The 23,811-nt window shown below is 45.0% G+C and carries 6 protein-coding genes; all 6 read right to left on the reverse strand.

Translation table 11 applies throughout. The annotated features are described in order from the left end of the window. Positions 1 to 97: 97 nt before the first annotated feature. Positions 98 to 460, reverse strand: a complete 363-nt coding sequence (locus GT575_RS09455; RefSeq protein ID WP_161171908.1) for an RNA methyltransferase — start codon at positions 458 to 460, stop codon at positions 98 to 100. 263 nt (positions 461 to 723) lie between these two features. Beyond that, positions 724 to 19,581, reverse strand: coding sequence for a fibronectin type III domain-containing protein (locus GT575_RS09460; RefSeq protein WP_161171909.1), 18,858 nt, complete (start codon positions 19,579 to 19,581; stop codon positions 724 to 726). A 200-nt stretch (positions 19,582 to 19,781) separates the two neighbouring features. After that, positions 19,782 to 20,405 carry a hypothetical protein gene (locus GT575_RS09465; protein WP_015533966.1) on the reverse strand — a complete coding sequence of 208 codons (624 nt, stop codon included), beginning with the start codon at positions 20,403 to 20,405 and terminating at the stop codon, positions 19,782 to 19,784. Between the two features lie 104 nt (positions 20,406 to 20,509). Then, positions 20,510 to 21,472: a class B sortase gene (gene srtB, locus GT575_RS09470; protein ID WP_055147022.1), complete on the reverse strand. Its 963-nt coding sequence runs from the start codon at positions 21,470 to 21,472 to the stop codon at positions 20,510 to 20,512. Between the two features lie 7 nt (positions 21,473 to 21,479). Beyond that, positions 21,480 to 22,454: an LCP family protein gene (locus tag GT575_RS09475; RefSeq protein ID WP_158576563.1), complete on the reverse strand. Its 975-nt coding sequence runs from the start codon at positions 22,452 to 22,454 to the stop codon at positions 21,480 to 21,482. Between the two features lie 97 nt (positions 22,455 to 22,551). Next, positions 22,552 to 23,787, reverse strand: coding sequence for a serine hydroxymethyltransferase (glyA, locus tag GT575_RS09480; RefSeq protein WP_055147028.1), 1,236 nt, complete (start codon positions 23,785 to 23,787; stop codon positions 22,552 to 22,554). Positions 23,788 to 23,811 lie beyond the last annotated feature (24 nt).

The raw sequence follows: 23,811 nt of genomic DNA on the forward strand, positions 1-23,811 counted from the left end.
AAATATCCCTATTCCGAAAAATAGGGATGAAAAAAGCCGCTTACTCAAATAAATGAATAAACGGCTATGTAAGAAATATTCGATTGTAAGTAAAGTTTTATATCACTGCAAAATACCGAAGTGCATCTTTGATTGCTTCTACCTTTTCTGGTGTCGGATGCTTCCTCGGCTGTTTCAATTCTTCTACCGCATTAGGAGCATCATACATTGGCAAGCCTAAATCTCTCTTTACCTCTGCGATATATGCGGTATGTACTTTGAAGCCGTATTTCGCTTCTATGTACTCCTTAATCATTTTGTAGGTCACTTTTTCTTTGGGCTTGTACGCTTCGGCTCTTTTAGCAATACTATCTACCGGAATCTTGCCCTCGCCCTCTCCAAACTCCACATCAATGTGGATATAACTGTCGGCTTTTTTGTGGGATAAAAGAACTACCGTCTCATCACCTGATATGACCATAAAAAAATGTCTATGTTTCTCACAGAGCAGACTGCGGAGTGATCTCGACTCATTCACCTCCATAGACACCGATGTAGGCAATAATACAACGAATGTATTTCCATATAAAGCACTTAAGGACTTTATCATCTCTCAGGCGGACAGATTCCTCCGCCTCATAGATAACAAAAAAGCATCCACCAGATAAGCCTGTTTCCAGGCTCACCCGGTTGGATGCTTTTTATAGTTTTATTTCCGGCTTTCCCTTATCTAACTGTCAGTCACTATTTGACAACGATCTTCTTTACTGTTGAGTATGAACTCTTATATGTTGTCTTACCTGACTTGTTAAATGCACGCACCTTGAAGTAATATGTCTTGCCTTTCTTCAGGCCCTTCTTGGTGTACGAAGTCGTACTGGCCTTTCTTATGGTTGCAACAGCCTTATAAGTGCCTCTCTTTGATGTTGACATGTATACGATGTAACCTGTTGCTCCCTTGGCTCTCTTCCATGCAATTTTCGCCTGCTTGACTCCGGCCTTCGCTGATACAACAGGTGTTGCAGGAAGTGTAAATCCTGATACATATGTTCCGGCATTCTCTACGATCGCCTTTCCATCCTTCTTGTATGCCACAACTCTGTACTTATACGTTGTTCCGGCACTGAGCTTTGAGCTTACAAATACGACCTTTGACTTGCTTGTGATGGTCTTGATCTTGACTGCTCTGTTGCCGCGGTATCTGTAAACTATGTATCCATCAGCGTTGTTTACCTTGCTCCATTTCATCGTTATCGATGCATTGCTTCTGGCACTGATCTTAAGATTCTTGACTGCCGATGGCGTTGTCATGATCCTTGCTGTAGCATCCTCACCAACGAGCTCCTTGCTGCCGACCTTCTTGTATGCAACTACCTTGAATGTGTAAGCTGTACTTCCAGTCAGACCGTTTACATTATAAGCTGTCTTTGATGTCGAACCAAGATATTTGTAATTGTCCTTTGCTACAAGTCTGTATACCTTGTAGCCTGTAGCTCCCTTAACTGTATTCCACTTGAGCGCTATCGACTTCTCTGCCCTGCTGCTGAATGAAATACCTGAAACCTTAGCTGGCTTTGTTGCTGCATTTATGACTGTCTTCTCGCTATACAGTGTCTTGCCTGACGACTTCACATATGCTGATACCGCGAACTTGTAATCAGTTCCCGCTGCCAGACCTGTGATATTGCTGCTTGTGCCCTTCACTGTTGCAACCTTCACATATGTCTTCTTACCTGTATCATATCTGTACACCTCATATCCCTGGGCATATGCACTGCTGCTCCATGATAGCTTCAGTGATGTTGTTGTCTCACCGCTTGCCGCAAGGTTCTTCACCTTTGCAGGAAGGATGTTGAATGTAACCTTCTTTGTTCCGTAGAAGTTGTTAAGTCCTGTGATCGTAACACTTGCAACACCCGGCTTCACGTTGTTGCTGTACTCAACCGTGTACTCCTTTGGATTTATCACTGTACTGCCGATCTTAACTGTAACCGCCGGCTTGATCGCTGATCCTGTGTAGGTCTTGTCTGCTATCGCTGATACGGTTGCCTTTGATATGTCAAATGCCTTGATCCTGAACTGCTTTGTAACGCTTCCCTTGTAGTCGCCCATGAACTTCACAGTGACTGAAGCCTTACTTGTTCTCGTCATGGTGATTCCGCTGTTGTTCTGGTATGTGATCGTGTAATCTCTGCCTTCCTTCAGCACATTTGTTCCCCATGTTATCGTGACATTATCAAACTTAAATGCTGTGCCCTTGTATATAACCTCGGACTCAATTCCGTTTATAACAGCCGTGTTGCTTATATCTGCCTTGCTTATCACAAAGCTCTTCTTTACAGAATCTGTGTAGTTGCCTGCACCTGTTATTGTTATGACTGCTGTTCCTACATGAACATTGTTCTCGTACTTCACAGTATAGTCCGTTCCCTGGCTGAGCTTCTGTCCATCCAGTTCAACTTCAATATCCTGTGTTATTGCATTACCTGTGAATACCTTTCCTGTAATACCCTTGATCTCAGCTCCAGCGATACTCTTCTTTGTAATTGCAAAGTATCTTGTCACTGAATCCTTGTAGTTGCCCTTACCGGTCACAACCACCTTTGCGCGTCCTGTCACATCTGTGTTCATATCGAAGCTGAGTATGTAGTCAATTCCCTCTGTCAGCTCCACATCACCATTCTTTACCTTTACAACAGGTATGAGCTGGTTTCCTGTGTACTCGATCGATGTGCTGCACTCAACTGTACAGTTCTTGATACTTCTTGCTGTTATCTCAAATGTACCTGTTGTCTCTCCGGTGTAGTTGCCCTTTCCTGTTATGCTTACCTCTGCGGTTCCGACCTCAGTGTTGTTACTGTAAGCCACTGTGTAATCCGCTGCTGATAACACAACACCGTTGACTGTCACTGTAACGGCTGGAGTTACCGGCTTTCCTGTGTATTCCGTATCCTCTGCCACAACTACTGCATTATCGATTGATGCCGCTGTTATGGCAAATGTTGCTGTCACACTTCCTGTGTAATTAGACCGGCTTCCTGCTGTAGCTGTAACCGTTGCTGTTCCAACGTTTACATTTGAAGCATATCTCACTATGAAGCCCGCGATATCTTCATCGTCAAGCACAAATGCTCCGTCACTGCTGTTAATAGCTGTAACTGATGGAGTGAGTGCCTTTCCGGTGTATGTCATGCTGCTCTTTGAAAGCTCTGCTACATAACCTGTTACGTCTCTCTTGACGATCTCGAAAGTTGCCGTCTTAGAACTTACGTAGTCTCCATATCCTGTGATCGTCACTGTGGCAGTTCCAACATTATAGTTATTGATGTATGAAACCTTGTAATCAGTTCCCTGTACAAGCGTCTTGCCACCGTATGTAACATTTACCGCAGGTGTGATATTCTTCTTTGCAAACTCCTGATCAGGTATTGCACTGATCTTGGCTCCGCTTATATTTACAGGATCCTTTGTAATGGTAAATTCTCTCTCCACAGTTCCTGTGTAGCTTCTCTTACCTGTTACTGTTGCCTTTGCCGACTGTCCGCCTGCTGTAGGCTCAATATTATTGCTGTACTCGATCTCGTAGTCAACACCCTCTACAAGCACCAGATCTCCATATGTAATTGTGAGCTCCGGCTCTATCTTCTTGCCTGTGTAAATCTGACCCTCGATCTCGCTCACATGACAGTCTGCAAGATTTCTTCTTGTTATAGCAAAGTATCTGTTAACACTTCCTGTGTAGTTGCCAATACCTGTGATGGTAACACTTGCCTTGTCCGTCACGTTCTTATTTCCACTGTATGATACAGTGTAGTCTCTTCCTGCCACAAGTACATCGTCGCCGTATGTTACCTTAAGTCCGGCAAATGTTATTGCCTTTCCTGTGTAGGTTACGCTGTCTTTTATACCTGTTATATCTGCATCTGCAATATCTGCACCGCCAATAGCAAACAGCTTGCTGGCAGTTCCTGAATAATTGCCCTTTCCTGTTATCACCGCAACTGCTGCCGTTGTCACCTCGACATTGTTCTTGTAGCTTACGGTGTAATCCCTGCCTGCCACAAGCTCTCTCTGTCCGTCAACAACAGTGAGCTTTGGTGTAACCGCATTACCGGTATAATTCTGTCTGTCGATGTCCTTTATCTCTGCAAGAGATATGTCTCTAGCTGCGATATCGAATTTCTCAACCGCCGTTCCAGTGTAGTTGCCTATACCTGTGATGGTAACGCCTGCCTTATCTGTGTCTGTTGTGACATTCACATTGTCACTGTATGAAACTGTAAAGTCTCTGTCCTCCACAAGAGCTGTTCCGCCAAGTGAAACTGTAACTGCAGGTGTAAGTGGATCTCCTGTGTATCTTGCCGATGCCACCGTAATGTCTGCATCTGCAAGATTTCTGGCACTTATCTTAAATCTTGCTGTGGTGCTTCCACTGTAGTTACCCATACCTGTGATGGTGAGCACTGCACTGTCTGTCACGTTCACATTGTTGCTGTAGTCTGCTCTGTAGTCGCGTCCCTCAACAAGTGTCCTGCCTCCGAGTGTAACTGTGTGATCCGGAGTTACAGCTTCACCCGTATAAACTCCGTTTCCAACCTTTACTGAAGCATTGTCGACTGAAGCACCTACTATTGCAAATGTCTTGCTGACACTTCCTGTGAAGCCTTCACCCTCAAGTGCCTTTATAGTAACCTTACCTGTTCCAACATTTGTATTTGACGAGTAGCTGATCTCAAGGTTGTCAAAATCAGTAACTGTCACTGTCTTTCCAGCTCTCTTCACTGTAAATGAATTGATCACCGGTTTTACTGCTGTTCCTGTATACATATACTCGGATGCATCAAGAGCTATCTGTCCATCACTTATATCGACCGGATTGATGTTAAACTTAGCCGATAAAGATCCGGTATTTGAATTGATACCTCTAACTGTTACGGTTGCCACACCCTCATCGATGTTGTCCACATATACGAGTGCGTAATCCTCGCCGTATACAAGTGTCTTTCCACCAAATGTAACTGTCACATCCGGTGTGAGCGGCTGGCCGAAGTTGTAAAGCTGATCACTGATCTTGCTTATCACAGCCTTGGATATATCCACAAGATTCTTAGATATCGTGAAGTTCACTGTTATGCTTCCTGTGTAGTTACCAGATCCTGTGATCTTGATCTCAGCCTTCGAGCTGGCCGTTGTCTCATTTATGTTGTTGCTGTACTCTGTCTTGTAATCTGTTCCAGACACGAGAACCTGTGTTCCGTCTCTCACTGTGACCTCAGGTGTTACAGCCTTTCCTGTGTGTACCTGTCCGCCAATCGCATCGACTCTACACTTGCTTATGTCCTTAGCTGTGATCTTGAATGTTCTGCTCAGCTCTCCGCTGTAATTGCCGATACCTGTTATCACAACCTCCGCACTGTCTGTCACGTTTACATTGTTCTTATACTCTACTGTGTAATCCTCATCCTCGGACAGTTTCTTTCCGACCAGTGTCACAACGATCTCGCCAAATGTTATGGCCTTTCCTGTGTATTCTGTGCCGGCTGGTATACCTGATACCTCTGCGTCCTCAAGAGTGAGACTCTTTATACTGAAGTTCTTCTCTACAGTTCCCTTGTAATTGCCCTTACCGGTTACGATAAGCTTGGCTGAATCTGAAACCTCTATGTTGTTCTCATATGTCACAGTGTAGTCCGTTCCTGCAACAAGCTGTACTCCATCGAGTGTCACCTTTGCATCCGGTCTGATCTCACTGCCGCTGTACATCTGATCCAGTATATCATTGATCTTCGCCTCATTGATCGCCTTTGGCTCAATGTCGAATGTAGCAGTCACAGTGCCCTTATAGTTTCCTGTTCCCTTGACGGTCACAGTCGCCTTTGACTTTGCTGTCGTAGCGTTCACATTGTTGCTGTAAGAAACAACATAATCAATGTCTGCATTTAATATCTCATCATCGAGAGTTACTGTCACAGCCGGTGTAAGTGGCTTTCCAGTGTAAACTGATGACTGGACATTCACATCTGCCTTGCTCAGATCCTTTGCAGTTATCGCAAAGTATGCGACAACTGTTCCCTTGTAGTTTCCTGTACCGGTCACTGTGAGGATGGCTGCTGTTCCAACATTTACATTGTTGCTGAACACCACATTGAAATCTGTTCCCGCAGTGAGTTTCTTGCCATCAAGTGTCACTGTATATGCAGGCTTTACTGCACTTCCTGTGTACACATGGTCTTCCACATCAACTACAGCCTGTGCGATATCCACCTCTGTGATCTCAAACTTCTTTGTCACAGATCCTGTAAATCCGCTTCCCTGTGCTGCCTTTATAACCGCACCAGCAATTCCGACATTTGTATTGTCCGTGTATGTCACATCAAATGCTGTCATAGATGTCACTGCCGTCGCCTTGCCATCCCTGCTTACTGTTATCATCTTAACTGCAGGTCTGATCTCTGATCCCGTGTACTCAAATGAGTCATTCTCAAGTACAACCTCAGCAGTTGTTATATCTACTGGCTTTATGGCAAATGTTGTGCTCACCGAGCCTGTGTTCTTGTTGATACCATTTGCCTGTATCGTCGCCGTACCTTCATTGATATTGTCGATGTATACAAGCTCGTAGTCCACATCCTGTGTCAATGTCTTGCCGCCATATGTAAGTGTAACCTCTGGTCTTATGGCATTTCCAAAGTTGTAATACTGGTCATCGACCTTGCTCATTACAGCCTTTGATATATCCACAACCTCCTGTGTGATGGTGAATACCGCACTGTTGCTGCCTCTGTAGTTGCCCTTACCTGTTATGGTGACCTCAGCACTGTCTGTCACATCTGTGTTGTTGCTGTAAGTAATGTCATAATCCTTTCCGGTCTCCAGTATCCTTGCGCCATCTCTGACTGTGATCTCAGGCTCAACCGCCTTACCTGTGTATATCTGTCCGCCAATCGGATCAATGCTGCATCTGCCGATATTCTTAGCTGTTATGGCAAATGCTGTTCTAACCTGTCCGCCGTAGTTTCCTGTGCCCTTTATGATCACATATGCAGGATTCTTCTCATCTGTAACGTTCAGGTTGTTCTCGTAGCTTACTGTGTAGTCCGTTCCGTTCACAAGTGTCCTGCCGTTTACTACAACTGCTATATCTGCAAATTCAATGGCATCTCCTGTAAATACTACCGCATCCTGGATTCCACTTATCTCTGCATTGTCTATGCTGTATGCCTTTATAGCAAATGTTCTGGTCACTGATCCCTTGTAGCTTCCTCTACCTGAGATAATAGCGCTGGCCTTGTCTGTAACCGAATCGTTGTTCTCGTATGCCACTGTGTAATCAGTGCCCTCTGAGAGAACATTGTTGCCATTTACAATTCTCAGTTCAGGTTTTACTGCCTGACCGCCGTATGTCTGATCTGGTATCTCCGGTATGTCAAGCTTTGATATATCCATAGGAGTTATAGAGAACTCTCCCTGGACTGTTCCTGTGTAGTTGCCTGTTCCTGTCACTGTCACAACAGCCTTTGCTGTGTCAGATGTGACATTCACATTGTCGCTGTAGCTGAGCTTATAGTCAGTTCCCTGAACAAGAGTCTTTCCATCAAGGACTACACTGACTGTTGTCGTAACTGCGCTTCCTGTGTATTCAGCATCATCGGCCTTTACCTCAGCCTGTGATATCCTCTTAGGAGTTATGCTGAACTTCTGTGAGAGCTTTCCAGTGTAATTTCCGGTTCCCTCTATAGTAACCAGTGCATTGTCAGTAACATTCACATTGCCTGAAACTGTTACCTTGTAGTCAACGCCCTCTGCAAGAGTCTTTCCTCCGAGAACTACTCTGCATACAGGAGTGATCGCGCTTCCCGTATATACTGCACTGTCAACGCTGACCTCTGCCTGCTCTATTGAAGCTGCAACGATCTTGAAGGATGTGCTTGTGCTTCCTGTATAGCTCTGGCCTTCGCCTGCGGCGATCTTAACTGTAGCCGTACCGACATTTACATTGTCTGTACATGTGATCTCAAATCCTGCGAGATCTGTGAGTACCTTCTTAACTCCATTTCTTGTGACTGTTATCGATTCTACATCTGCTGTTACCGCATCTCCTGTGAAACCATATGAATCCTTCACAAGTGCGATCTCTGCAGTTGTTATATCTATAGGAAGGATCTTGAATGTCTTACTTACCTCGCCCTTATTCTGGTCGATTCCCTTCACTGTAGCTGTAGCCGTACCGGCCTCAATGTTATCAGTGTAGGTTACGCTGTAATCAACATTCTCTGTAAGCTTTCTTCCTCCAAGATTTACACTGAGTGCAGGTGTGAGCTCCTCACCGAAGTTGTAATACTGATCTGCGATATCACTTATCACCGCATTTGAAATGTCGAGCACTTCCTTTGCGATGGTGAACTCTGCTGTAAGCTGTCCGGTGTAGTTGCCCTTACCTTCTATAACTGCCTTGGCATTCTTGCCCACCTCGATATTATCACTGTAAGATACCGTGTAGTCTCTTCCATTTTCGAGTACCTTTGATCCATCTCTTACTGTAACCTCAGGGGTGATCTCCCTGCCTGTATATGTCTGTCCTCCGATGGCATCGACCTTGCACTTCTCAAGACTTCTTGGGGTTATGCTGAAGGCTGTTCTTATCTGTCCACCGTAGTTGTCGTTACCCTTTATGATAACGTATGCCATGCTGTCCTCAGTGGTTGCATTGACATTGTTCTCATAACTTACTGTGTAATCTGTTCCATATACAAGTGTCTTTCCATTCATCACAACTGTTATGTCCTTAAAGGTTATGCTGTCACCTGTATATTCTGCGCTCTCAGGTATTCCTGTCACAACCGCCGGTGCTATGCTTGCTCCGCATATCTCAAACAGCTTTGTAACGGTTCCCTGATAGTTACCCTTACCTTTGACTACTGCTCTCGCCTCTGTAGTCTTGTCTGTATTGTTGCTGTATGTTACATCGTAATCTCTTCCCGCAACAAGAACTGTGTCTCCGTTTCTTACGACCACCACTGGCTCTATCGCCTCGCCGGTGTATTCCTGAGCATCAATGCTGTCAACATCGGCTGCTGTAAGAGTCTTTGCCGTGATGTCAAAGTAAACTGTGAGCTTTCCTGTGTAGTTGCCCATGGCCTTGATGATCGCTGATGCCTTCTTCTCAGCCGTTGTGACATCTATGTTGTCTGCGTATGTAACTGTGTAGTCCTCACCCTTGGTCAGAGTCTTGCCTCCAACCTCAAGAACTACATCAGGTGTCAGCGCAGATCCTATATATACCTGAGCCGGTATGCTGCACTTTCCGCCGTCTATGCTCTTTGCACTGATCTCAAATGTCTGGCTCAGTACGCCCTCATAATTACCGCATCCGGTGATCTTTAACAGAGCGTCCTCTCCTGCCTCTACATTGTTTTCAGCCGATACCGTGTAATCCACGCCTGCTGTCAGCACCTTATCTCCCAGAGTTACCTTTACATCCGGTATAACCTCTGATCCGGTGTACTCAGCATCTGCCACGCTCACGACCGCACCGCTTATACTCTTTCTTGTGATAGTAAATGTGGTTGATGCAGTTCCGGTGTAGTTCGTATCCTTTCCTGCACTTACAGTAACCTTTGCCGTTCCGGCATCTGTATTGTCACTGTATTCCACAGCGAATGAAGAGAGATCTGTGATACTCTCAGTCACACCACCATTAGGAACGCCAAGTCTTGTCACTGCAGGTGTAATCGCCTCACCTGTGTAGGTGAATGATGTTCCCCTGAGAACTACTGACGCCTTTGATATATCTGCCGGCTTTATGACAAATGTCTTTGTAACTGACTTGTTGTAATCACCTGTACCTATGATCTTTACAGTTGCAGTTCCCGCATCAATATTATCGGTATAAGTCACTGTATAGTCGGTGTTAAGTGTGAGTGCCTTTCCTCCAAAGCTTACCTTGACTTCAGGGGTTATGGCCTGTCCAAATGTATATGTCTGATCCGGAATAGCCTCTATCTCAGCCTTTGATATATCTGTAAATACTCTTCCTATAACGAATTCCTTCGTTACCTTTCCTGTGTAGTTGCCCTTTCCTGTGATTATAGCCTTAGCCTTTGTTGTCTCTGTAGTCTCATTTATATTCGACTCATATGTGACATCATAGTCAACGTCGCTCACAAGAAGAACATTACCATTTCTTATCGTTACTTCCGGCTCTATGGCCTTTCCTGTGTATATCTGGCTTTCAATCTCCTCGACATCACATTCCCTGAGATCCTTTGCCGTAATCACAAAGTGTACATCCTTGCTTCCGGTGTAATTGCCTGTACCTGTTACTGTAAAGTATGTACCATCCTCTGTTGTGACTGCCTTGTTGCCTGTGTATGTGATCCTGTAATCAATTCCCTCTGTGAGGATCTCGCTTCCATCGGCAACTATAATATCTGCAAATGTCACATCAGCACCTGTGTAAGCCACAGACTCACTGTATCCGCTGATGGCGACTCCTGTAAGTGACTTAGGTACTATCGCAAATGTTGTTCTGAGGGTTCCTACATAGTTGCCCTTTCCTGTGATAACCACCTGTGCAGGTGCATCCTTTGTCGTAACATCTGTGTTTCCTGTGTATTCAGCCTCATAGTCAACACCGGCTTTCAGTGTTGTTCCATCAGCCATGCTTACTGTCACTGCCGGGGTGATAGGACTTCCGGTATATGTCTGATCACTGATCTTATACGCAACTGCACTTGAAATGTCTGCTGCAGCTATTCTAAAGGTCTTTGTGATAGTGTCTTTATAATTGCCGGTTCCCTTTACTATAACGTTTGCCGTGCCGACATTGACATTCTTCTCATAGGTAACTGTGTAATCCACACCATTTGTCAGAAGCTTGTCTCCAAGTGTTACTTCCACATCAGGAGTGAGCTCCTTACCTGTGTAGATCTGATCTGCGACTTCCACATCGGCATCAGTGATCGTTCTCTCTGTTATAGCAAACTCTGCACTGACGGTGCCCTTATAATTGCCACTTCCTGTAATCTTTACAGTACCCTTGCCTACGTTTGTGTTACTGCTGTAGCTCAGAGTGTAATCCCTGCCCTCTGTCAGAACCACTGTACCAAGTGTTACCCTGACAGCCGGGGTAAGAGGTGTTCCCTGATATACCGCATCGTCTACCTCAACTGCTGCGCCTGACAGATCTGCCTCTGTTATGGCAAACTCACCTGTCACGCTGCCCTTGTAGTTGGTGTTGCTCTTTGCTGATACGCTGATGGACGCTGTTCCTACATTGACATTGCTGCCAAAGCTTATGTCAAAGCTGTCCATATCAGTTATCATCACATCTCCAAACTCTATGCCTGTAACCTCAGGCTTCTGGCTCTTTCCTGTGTACACAAAGCTTTCCTGATCTATAACCACACGGCCTGCTGATATGTCCGCAGGGTTGATGGCGAAGCTTACTCTCTTTGTCTTGGAGTAATACTTTGTTCCGGTTATGATCACATATGCTGTTCCAGCATTTATATTGTTCTCATATGTTAAGGTGTAATCTGTATTCTCTTTCAGTGTAATTCCGTTATACATAACAGTGACTGAAGGAGTTACAGCCTTGCCAAATGCATATGTCTGCGTCGGTATAGCCGACACTGTAGCGCCGTTTATATCCACAACGCTTCTTGTTATCGAGAAGTAGACTACAGCAGTTCCTGTATAGTTGCCAATACCGGTGATCTCTGCCTTCGCCTCATCCGTCTCGTCTATATTGTTGCTGTATGTAACTTCATAGTCTGTTCCGGCCTTCAGGGTGACGCTGCCATTCTTTATGGTGAGCACCGGCTCTATGGCCTTACCTGTCCATGTCTGTCCCTGGATCGGGCTGATTTCGCAGTTTGCTATATCTGCCTTTGTTATCTTGAAGGCTGCAGTCTTCTCACCGCTGTAATTGCCTGCTCCGATGAATCTGACAGTCGCTGTTCCGATCTCCTTATTATCAGTGTACTCAACAACGTAATCCTGATTCTCTACAAGTTTTGTATCTCCAAGTGTGAGCTCATATCCTGTGAGGACTATGCTCTCACCGGTATACTCTACACTCTCAGGTATTCCTGTTATGACTGCATCTGCAAAGTCTGCCTTTGTTATCTCAAACTCAGCCACACACTGACCTGTATAATTTCCACGGCCTGTGATAGTTGCCTTTGCCTTTCTTGAGTCTGTTGTAACACTTACATTGTCGCTGTATGTGACGTCATAATCACTGTCCTCTGTCAGAACTATCTCTCCGTTCTTGACTGTAACCTTTGGACTGTGGGCTGTTCCGTCGTATACAACAGACGCTATAGGTGAGACCACGCACTTGCTTATATCCATTGCGGATATGGTGAATGTCTCTGATGCTGTTCCTGTGTAATTGTGCTTACCTGTTATCGTCACTGTGGCTGTACCCTTATCGGTATTTCCACTATAGTCAACATCATACTCGGTGTCTGCGATCTGCTTTCCACCTAATATAACTGTTATCTCCGGTGTAAGCGGAGCTCCAGTATACACCTGATCTGCAACAGTTATCTTTGCTGCACTTATGGATCTTGCTGCGATCTTGAAGGTCGTCTTAACTGTTCCGGCATAGTTGCCCATACCCTTTACAGTAACCGTTGCTGTTCCGGCATCGGTATTGTCAGCATATCCCACTGTGTAATCTGTTCCCTCTATAAGCTTTGTCTGTCCCAGATATACTGTCACTGCCGGCTTGAGTGCAGCACCTGTGTATGTCTGATCGGCAACCGTGAGCTGGGCATCTGTGATGTCTGCCGCAGTGATCGCAAACTTGCCTGTAACTGTTCCCTTATAGTTTGAACTGCTTCTGGCTGTGAGAGCTATCTCTCCACTGCCTACATTTATATTGTTGCTGTATGTCACGTCAAAATCTGTGCCAGGCTCTATGCTGCCGCCAGCCAGAGTGATTCCTGTCACTACAGGCTTGATCTCGCTTCCGGTATATCCGTAAGCATCCTTCTCAAGCTCAAGGACTCCTCCTGTCACATCGAGCTGTTCGATAGTAAATGATGTATCTATGACTCCATGATACTCTCCGGCTCCTGTCACGATTATGTATGCCTTTCCGGCATTCACATTGCTCTGATAGCTTACTGTATACGCATCCTCTGGAAGCACCTCTCCATCCAGTGTAACTGATATAACCGGTGTGATCTGCTTGCCATAGTTATATACAAATGGTCCCTTGTCTGTTATAGAGATGACCGCAGGTGTTATATCTATAACTCTCTCTGCTATCATAAATGTCTTCTGTACAGATCCGGTGTAGTTGCCCTTTCCTGTGACAACCGCCTTTGCCGGCTTGTCTGCTGTTGACACCTCAATATTGTCGCTGTATACGACATCATAATCCGTGCCCTTCACAAGAGTTCTGCTGCCATCCTTGACTGTTATGTCAGGTGTAAGTGCCTTTCCTGTGTGGGTCTGTCCCGGAATATCGCTGACTGTACAATCCTCTATGCTCTTTGCTGTGATAGTGAATGTCCAGCTTGCTTTTCCTGTATAATTACCCTTTGCACTGAAGATGATATTCGCCTTGCTGCTGGCAGTAGATACATTCAGATTGTTGACATATTCAGTCTCGTAGTCCACACCATTTACAAGCTTAACACCGTCCACAGTGAGCACAGCCTGATCAAATGTAATAGCCTTTCCTGTGTATACGACTGAACTCTCCACGCCGTCCATCTCTGCATCTGTTATATCCTTCTGTCCAATTGTAAATTCTACACGTCTTGTTGTACTGCTGTCATAGTTACCCTTACCTCTGACTATAACTGCAGCCTTTGAATCTGTGGTCGATGCATTGACGTTATTCTCATAGTCGACAGTGTAATCTGTTCCCTCTGTGAGAACCGCATCTCCATCCTTAACTGTTATATCCTGTGTTATCTCAAATCCGGTGTATGTCTTATCTGCCACACCTGCAACCATAATGCCCTCAGCATTTATACTTCTCGCATTTATGACAAATGTGCCGTCAAGCTCTCCGGTATAGTTGCCCTTACCTTTGATCTTGAATTTACCGGTTCCTGCATTTGTAACTTCGCCTTCTACATACTCTACTGTATAATCCTGGCCCTCCACAAGTTTCTCGTCTCCAAGTACGACTGAGATCTTCGTGGTGAGCGGCTTACCTGTATAGCTCTGTGCCTGAGCACTTACCTTTGCTCCCGTGAGCGACTTCGCACCGATAGTAAAGAGAAGCTTTACCTCTCCTGTATAGTTACCTGTACCTGTCACCATCACGCTTGCCTTATCGGAACACTCCACATTGCTGTCGTAGCTGAGTGTATAGTCGACATCCTTCTTGAGAATGACATTTCCACTTCTGACAACCGGCTCAGGAGTTATCTCAGATCCGGTATAGCTGAACTCTGTCTGCTCAAGGCTTGCCCAGCTCTCCTCTATCTTCGCTGCAGTTATTGTCACTGCGATATCAAAGCTTCCTGTAAAATTACAGTCAGCCTTTGCAGTAACTGTTATTGTTCCTGTTCCAACATTTATCAGGTTCTTCTGTGTTACAGTGAAATCTGACATGTCCGTCACAGTGTACTTCTTGCCATCAACTGTGATGTCAAAGCTCTCCACTGTAAATGTCGTTCCAGCCGGTGTGTACACCGCTGAATAAGTCTTAGATGCCACTGCCTTTGCAATAGACAATGGAAGTATCTTGAATGTCTTCTCGACAGTTCCTGAATATCCCTGTACAGTGATACCTGTAACTGTCATTGTCGCAGTTCCGACATTCACATTGTTTGTATAAGTTACCGTATAGCAGTCAGCGTCAAGCTTCACGCCATCCACTGTGACTGTTGCAGCCGGCTCTATCTTATCTCCCATGTGGTATGTCTGATCTGCTATATCAGCAACATCCGCATCTGTTATCTTGACGATCTTCTTGGCAATATCAAATGTTGCCTTCACAGATCCCTTATAGTTGCCTGTTCCACTTATATCAGCAACAGCCTTTGACTCGGTTGTTGTGACATTGATATTGTTGCTGTATGCAACGGTATAATCCGTTCCCTTTACAAGAGTGTTTGCACCGTCAGTGACAGTCACTTCAGGCTCAACAGCCTTTCCTGTATAGATCTGTGCGCTGATCGGCTGAACTGTGCAATCTGCTATATCCTTCTGCTCGATCACGAACTGAACTATCTTCTCACCGGTGTAATTGCCCTTACCTGTGATAAGTATCTCTGCCTTGCTGTCAGTTGTGGAAGCATTTCTGTTATTTGTATATTTCACTGTGTAGTCAGCAGCAGTGAGCTTTCTGCCCGACACTGTAACTGCCAGTCCTGCAAATGTTATATCTGCGCCAGTGTATACCACACTGTCCTCAACGCCTGTTACAACTGCCTTGCTGACTGATGCAGGAACAATATTGAACTCGATCTTCTTTGTTCCGCTGTATACGCCCTTACCAGTTATGGTTATCGACGCCTTAGCTGAAGCCGTGCTGACATTCTCATTATTATCATATGAAGATACAACATAGTCCTCACCCTCAACAAGCTCGGTGCCATCGTAGCTGACTGTTATATCCGGTGTTATCGCTGAGCCTGTGTATGTCTGGTCAGCTATATCAGCCACATCGGCTCCGGCAATATCTATAGCCTTTATCTCGAAGCTTCCTGTAGCGGTTCCATCGAAATTGCCATCCTCCAGAGCTGTTACCGTGATCTTAGCTGTACCAACATTGATATTGTTGGCATACTCAACGCTATAACTTCCTGAAGGCACTGCCATTCCGTCCTTGCATGTAACTGTCACCGCAGGAGTCTGTGCCTTACCTGTGTATGTCACACTTGAAGCTGAAACTGTTGCACCTGTAATACTCTTCTTGTATATTACAAATTTCTGTGTGAGCTCTCCTGTATAGCTGCTGTCCGCCTTTGGAGTGATGGTCACACTTCCATTTCCAACATTTGTATTCTCACCGTATGTGACATTGAAATCATCAAATGATGTTATTCTGTTGACGGTTCCAACCTTCACAGCCACAAGTGATGGCTTGATAGCAGTACCGCTATATTCAAATGTGTCGCCTGATATAATCAGTGTATCACCTGATATGTCATACTTGGCGATCTTGAACGTGTATTCCTTTGTTCCCTTGTACTTGCCCACACCTGTTATGACAAGTGTTGCGGTACCGACCTCATAGTTGTCCTTGAAGGTATATGTATAATCACCGTTTGATCCGGCTGTCATCTCCTCGCCGTCATAGCTCAGAGTAAAGCTTGGTCTGACCGCCATGCCAAAGTTGTATGACTGATCCTCAAGTCCCGTCAAAGTGATCTTGTCACTTGTGCTTATGTCTATAAATTCCTTAGTAATATTGAAGTATTTGATGATCTGACCTGTGTAATGATCACCACAGCCTGTTATGGTCACTGACGCTTTTCCGGCATCCGTGTTGTCTGCATACTCTACTGTGTAATCCTCATTCTCAACAAGCTTGATCTCACCGTTGTATATATTGATCTCAGGTGTTATAGCTGAGCCTGTCCACAACTGATCCGCTATAGCATCCATCTGACAGTTATACACAGCTCTCTTCTCTATCTCGAAACGTATAACCTTCTGTCCTGTGTAATTTCCTATACCGGTTACAGTGATCGAAGCCTTCTCTCCTGAACCTGTTACCTCTATATTATTCGCATACTCAACAGTATAGTCCTTGTCTCTCTCCAGCTTGATAATTTCACCATTAACGTATCTGGTTACATTTATCACCGGTTCGATGGCCATACCTGTGTACATCTGTGACTGGTCGGCCTGGGTTATTCCCATTCCGCTTGAAGATGAAATGATTGAAACAGGTGTTATCTTGAAATACTTGACGATCTCGCCTGTATAATTATCATTTGCAGCCTTTATTACGACCTTGGCCTCATCTGTCACATCCGTGTTATTGCTGTACTCTACCGTATAGTCTACATCCTGCTCCAGCTCAACACTGCCATTCTTGATGGTGACTGCCGGCTCTAATGCCTCTCCTGTGTACTGGCTGTCGGATATATCTTTGACATCGCAGTTCTCAAGAGGCTTAGGTAAAATGTTGAACTCAAGAACCTTAGTTCCGCTGTATGAGCCCATTCCTTCTATAGTAATAGTAGAAGTTCCTACCTTGTCATTGTTCTTTCTGTCGGTGACTGTGAAGTCTGTTCCCTCCTTCAGAACATAACTGCCATTCTTAATGGTAAGCTCCGGCTTCACCTCGCCGCCGTTATAATACTGGTCAGGTATATCCTCATATGTAAGTTTGCCCATATCACCTGACGGAGCAACTATAGTGATCTGGAATGACTTTGAACCGGAATAATATACCGATGCTGACATGGCAATGACTGTCCATGTTCCGGTCTCCTTGTAGCTGAACGGGAAGGTGTAGTTAACTCCCTCAACCAATGTCATTCCGTTGTATGTAATTGTTATATCCGGCTTTATGTTCTCTCCGGTATATTCATAACTGGACTTATTCACAGTCAGCTTTACATCGGCATCTGAGAATGACTTTGCAAGTATGTTAAATGATTTGTACACAGTACCCGCATAGTCTCCCATACCTGTAAATGTAACCTTACCATTGTTGGTTCCCGGCACGATATTCTCGCCGTAAGCAACAGAGTAATCGGTTCCCTCCACAAGTGTCTTGCCGTCGTATGTCAATGTCACATCCGGCTTCAACTGTGCTCCGGTATATTTCATCGATGATATCGTAGAAAATTCCACATCATTCATGCTGATCTTAGATGTCTTTATCGCAAATGTACCTACACATGTTCCCTGGAAATTGCCGAGACCCTTGATCATGACTCTGGCTGAATTTCCGATCTCCACGTTGTTCTCATAACCTGATATCTCGTAGTCAACGCCCTCCACAAGATCCGTATTGCTGAATGTGACCTTTGACAGGGTTGTGGTCACCTCAGAACCTGTGTACTCGGCGTCATCGGCAGTTATTACAGCTTTGGATATATCCGCTGCAACAATCTGGAACTCACATGGAACAGTTCCAGTGTAATTCCCAATACCTACTATATTAAACTTATGTGTTCCTACATTGTAATCCTTGGCATTCCAATACTCACTGAAGTCATATGAGAAATCCTGGGATAACTTAAGTGTAGTTCCAAGTTCCTTATCCTTGACAGAAATATTCTGTGGAGAAACCTGTATCGTTATGTTGTTTGCGGTGTTGAACACTGCATCATCAAATGTTACGGAGAGATTTTCCGTGCTCCTAGGCTTGATGGTGAAGTTCACCGTCTTTGAACCCACATATGAACCAAGTCCTGATATAGTCAGTGATGGCTTAGATGTGGATGTGGATGCATTTGTATTGTTGGTGTAGTATGACACCTTATAATCCTTGCCCTCGACAAGTGTCGTGCCCTTATACTTAACCACCGGACTTGGAGTCTTGGCAGTTCCGTCATATACAAGGTCGTCATCCACCGTAACGTCAGCGTCTGCTATGCTGTATACCTCAGTTCCCTGATCCACGATCTGGAAAGTCTTGGTGACAGTTCCCTTGAATCTGGTAGGTGCTCCTGTTATTGTGACAGTCGCCGTTCCAACATCTGTATTGTTGGTATACTCAACCTTGTACTCATAGTCATTTGTACCCCACTCGTCTATGCTGTGCAGATACTTGTTGTTGGTCTTGTCCAGTATCTTAACAGCCGGCTTTATAGGTTTTCCTGTATATACAAATGTATCACCCTCCAGTGATATCTCCTGATCACTGAGGTTTGCAGCGCTGATTCCGTAGTATATGTAATACTCTCCGTCGCTACCGATCTTATAATTGCTGTTCTTTGCAGCGGACACTACAACTCTAGGACCGTCCCCAAGAGGATCCTCCACTACCTCTGACTCCTCGTCGTTGTTATAATAATCGACAACATAGTCAGTTCCTTCTGTAAGGAAATATCCTGATGATGTATTCGCTGTCTTTACATATATCTGCGGCCATACACCACCAGCCTGATATGTGTAAATTTTATTTTTGCAATTTTTATGCTGGTTCGCTTTCTCTTTTCCATCTATATAGAAAAGTGCAGTCGAAGTTATACTCTTTGCCTTTATAGTAAAGGTACATGTAAGAGTACCGCTGCAGTTCATGTCTGCATTACCTCTGACTGTAACTGTTGCCGTACCAACATTAACATTGTTACTGTATTCTACAGTATAATAATCTGACGACAGCTTCGTGTCGTTGGTCGTATCTCCAATCTTCTTTACCACCAGCTCTGACGAAGTGAGCGTCCATGGTTTTCCCGAATACGTCTTACCGGATGTCACCGTTGTATAACAATAATATCCGTCCGCATTCAGATCTATAGCATCATCCGCCGCCAGCGTGGCAACAGAATCCCCCACATCACTCTGCTTCTCCGCATCACTGGCCGTCGCCACATTCTGTGACTGTGCCGCCAGCACCTGCGCAATCCCTCCGACCGCAATATCACTCTGGAACAATACGGACAATGCCATAATGAATGCCATGAGAAATGCGATCATTCGTCTGCCATAACTTCTTCTCATAAATTACTCCCTGCCTTTCTTGATATGTACATTTGCGGAATAACCAGTATAAGTGTCTGGAAACCCCATTTATATACAATTTTACCAAAAATCAATATGTTATTCAATGTGCTTTATGAAATAATCACTTGACTTTCTAAACATAAAAAAGAACTTTTGCACATATATATGCAAAAGTTCTTTTTTATATACACTATATATTATTTTCTTATCTTTCTCACTGATACAACCACAAGTGCCGCCGCTACGATTCCGGTAAATATGTATATTGGGAGTCTGTCTCCTGTCTGTGGTGCCTTTCCTGCCTGTGATACACCCGCAGTCTGAGGATCATCATCATCCGGTATATCTATGTCATCCTTGACAAACACTGCAAGCTGTCCATCCGATGGGAATTCTGCCAGAAGAACTCCGCTCTCTACGCTGAATGGAATCTTGGTCCAGTCTCCGTCATCCGGAAGAAATCTCACCTGAACTGTCATATCACTGGTGATGGCTGCTCCTCTTATCTTTGTCGTCTCTATCTCAGAATAATCATAATCATTCACCGCTGTAACTGAGAACACTGCAAGAGTTGAATATCCATCCAGTGATTTATCTCCAAGCACCTCCGATGGTGCATCTCCAAGCATGAGATTGTCAATATCCGCTATAGTTGTATCCGCCTCGGATATGAGAATGTGTGTCGAATCTGTCTCATAATCATTCTCCGGGCTGTTATTCGCAAATGCTGTTGTTCCGCAGCCTAATGTTATCGCCACCGCTGCAAGCCAGGCTGCCGCTTTTCTCTTAAATGAAGCTGCCTTCCCCAATCTTGTTGTCATAACCTTCACTCCTTGTCTCCCTGATGTCCTTCTCCTGACATCATACTTTGTTCCAAAGTATACCATCATAAAAAGAGCGCGTCAATTGTGCAAAACTCCCTTTTTTATCTGGCATCCGCTTCTATTTCCCCTGTGAGTACCGACTGCACGATCCATCTTTTTCCATCCATTCCACAACATGTAGAAAGAGTCAGCAGTCTGCTGTCAACATCTATTTTTTGGTCATTTTGCACAACCCCAGTATCAAAATTCTCGTCAAATATTCCATCTATGTACGACCGTCTGCCTTTTTTGTCAGAGAAATCATTGTATGTGAATATATGTCTGTCATTTGTCCTGTATGCAGCAAACACCGTATAACACAGCGTACTGTTCGGTGTGTATACATACACATTCCTGTTGTTTCTGAGGAATTCCTCATCCTCATAATTGTGCAGAGTCTTGAACATAGTTCCACTGGACATGTTGTGTCCATACATGACCGTATCAAAATCCGAAAATCCTCTGGAATTTGCAGAGTCTATGAAGATTGCTCCATCAGGGCTGTACTCCCCATATGCATCATGGCTCAGATAATAGCTGTTGTCACTGCCCTGCAGTACCGCATAATCGACATCTGTTCCAGGTATGTATATCCACGCACATATATCCTGATTCTTTTTCTGAAGTTCATCAAAGTCCACCTTCACATGCGGGAATATCACATCATCAATTCCTGCATCCTGCTTGGACGAGGCATCGCTCTCCGTAGCTCCATCTGTTCCATAATCCACATACTCCCTGAGTGCCCGGTTTGCACGGTTGCTCCGGTTATGTGCAAACGCATATCTCACGATCAGGCAGATGCACACCAGCAAAACCACCGATGATACCCCCAAGACTACCTTCCATAAGAGCTTCTTACGCTCTCCTCCCGGTTCGGTCATCACTGCCTCTATCTCAGGGCTGTCGGTATTTCCATTTTCTGCGTGACTTTCCCGCTCATTGTCCTCGACAACGGATTGCGCGAGCGCCACCGCCTCTGCAATTTTTCTTTCTAATTCTTCCTGTCTATCATCGTTCTGCATACAGGCATTACTCCACTTCTCTGTAGAACATTTCGACAAGCTGCTCCTTTAACGCCGCATCGTCAACAATATATTCATCATAATAATTCTCTCTCTCATATGAACCCGGGAACTCATACATTCCGTCATCAGTAAACTCCGCCCCGGCAAATTTCCACGCCAGATACAGCATCCCGGTTCTGGATATGTCTGTTGATATATATCCCGACATCTGTTCATACATATCCCATATCTTCAGGGGATTTCTCTTAAGCTTTTCCTTTAGCAGGCCGCACCATGCACACATGTACTGCTTCTGCCTGTCCATACGGGCGGCATTTGTTCCTATATCCTCCGAGGCACTGTTGCGCTCCGTCACATAATATACCGCCTGCTCCCCTGACAGTGTCACTGTCTCGCCCTGGCGTATATCTGCTCTGTCCAGATCCTCCATGGCTTTCACCGTCACTCCGCCGACAAGCTCGTTCATCTTGCTGATCCCATCAAAGTCAAGCGTCACATATGCATGTATCGGAAGTCCGTCAAGCAGTTCTGATACCGTATATTCCGTGAGTTCCGCACCGTCAGCCACATCACTGCCATATGAAAATGCCAGTGCTGCCTGAAGATTCTGGGTCGTGATATATTTGCCCGCAACACCAAATACCTTGACAGGTGCCAGAGTATCCCTGTTGATATTCAGGCATCTTATCGTCTTGTCCCTGACATTGAGTGTGACAAGTATCAGGGCATCCCCCTGTCCCACGGTGTCAGCCTCTCCTCTGGCATCCACACCGATACACAGTATATTAATGTTGTCTTCATCATACATGTAGCTGTGACCTTCATACAGCATTTCAGCATCCCTGGATCTTTGTCCTCTGAGGGAGCTTCTGCCCGCATGAAGATATGCCGCACATACCAGGATCACCGCCACAACTATAGCCAGAACAGCCACGGCTGCTATGAGTAATTTTTTCTTAACTTTACTGTTACTTTTCATGTTCATGTTCTCAAAAAGCGGCACGGAAACTTCCGTGCCGCTCTTGTTCTTATCTTATATGCCTGACGTACTGCAATGCATCAATATTTCTTATCGATTATGCATACAGTGGATACTTCTCTACAATACTCTTTACAAGCTGCTCAGCCTTTGCCTTATCATTGTCAAGGACTGCTGCCTTTATGGCGTCTGCTATGATCTCCATGTCAGCCTCATTTGCACCTCTTGTGGTAACGGCTGGTGTACCAAGTCTTATTCCACTTGTTACAAATGGTGACTTAGGGTCGTTCGGAACAGTGTTCTTGTTTGCTGTGATATGAACCTCGTCAAGAAGCTTCTCAACTTCCTTACCTGTTAGTCCAAGTCTCTTGAGATCCATGAGCATCAGATGATTGTCTGTTCCACCTGATACAATATCAAAGCCTCTTGCCATGAGTGCCTTTGCAAGTGCTGCCGCATTCTTGACAACCTGCTCCTGATATGCCTTGAACTCAGGTGTAAGAGCCTCCTTGAAGCATACTGCCTTACCGGCTATCACATGCATGAGAGGACCGCCCTGGATTCCAGGGAATACAGCCTTGTTGAAATTAAACTTCTCATTTATCTCGTTGCTGCACATGATCATACCACCACGAGGTCCGCGGAGAGTCTTGTGCGTTGTGGTTGTTGTCACATGGGCATATGGGATCGGGCTCATGTGAAGTCCTGCTGCCACAAGTCCGGCGATGTGTGCCATATCTACCATGAGATATGCTCCAACCTCATCAGCGATCTCTCTGAATCTCTTGAAATCAATAGCTCTGGCATATGCTGAAGCTCCTGCTACGATAAGCTTTGGCTTGCACTCCTTTGCAATCTCGAGAACTCTGTCATAATCTATAAATCCGTCATCGTTTACACCGTATGGCACGCAGTGGAAATACTTTCCAGACATGTTGACCGGTGAACCGTGGGTGAGATGTCCGCCGTGATCAAGATTCATTCCCATAAATGTATCGCCAGGATTAAGCATTGCGAAGAATACTGCCATGTTTGCCTGTGCTCCTGAGTGCGGCTGTACATTCACATACTCACAGCCAAACAGCTCCTTGGCTCTCTCTCTCGCAAGGTCCTCAACAACATCCACATACTGACATCCACCGTAATATCTCTTACCAGGATATCCCTCTGCATACTTGTTGGTGAGATGGCTGCCCATGGCTGCCATAACCGCCTTTGATACTATATTCTCGGAAGCTATGAGCTCCAGATTGTTATTCTGTCTGTTGAACTCGTCTGTCATTGCTGCCGCTACTTCTGGATCTACCTTTGTTATCTCGTCAAAACTGAACATCGAATTTACCTCCATCAAAAATTT

Origin of the sequence: Coprococcus sp. BIOML-A2 (assembly GCF_009875795.1) — a bacterium.
GTDB lineage: Bacteria > Bacillota > Clostridia > Lachnospirales > Lachnospiraceae > Coprococcus > Coprococcus aceti.

Bases quoted from the DNA above. Each gene is read 5' to 3' on its own strand.
- GT575_RS09455 (WP_161171908.1), bottom strand. From the start codon at position 460: ATGGTCATATCAGGTGATGAGACGGTAGTTCTTTTATCCCACAAAAAA.
- GT575_RS09460 (WP_161171909.1), bottom strand. From the start codon at position 19,581: ATGAGAAGAAGTTATGGCAGACGAATGATCGCATTTCTCATGGCATTC.
- GT575_RS09465 (WP_015533966.1), bottom strand. From the start codon at position 20,405: ATGACAACAAGATTGGGGAAGGCAGCTTCATTTAAGAGAAAAGCGGCA.
- srtB (WP_055147022.1), bottom strand. From the start codon at position 21,472: ATGCAGAACGATGATAGACAGGAAGAATTAGAAAGAAAAATTGCAGAG.
- GT575_RS09475 (WP_158576563.1), bottom strand. From the start codon at position 22,454: ATGAAAAGTAACAGTAAAGTTAAGAAAAAATTACTCATAGCAGCCGTG.
- glyA (WP_055147028.1), bottom strand. From the start codon at position 23,787: ATGTTCAGTTTTGACGAGATAACAAAGGTAGATCCAGAAGTAGCGGCA.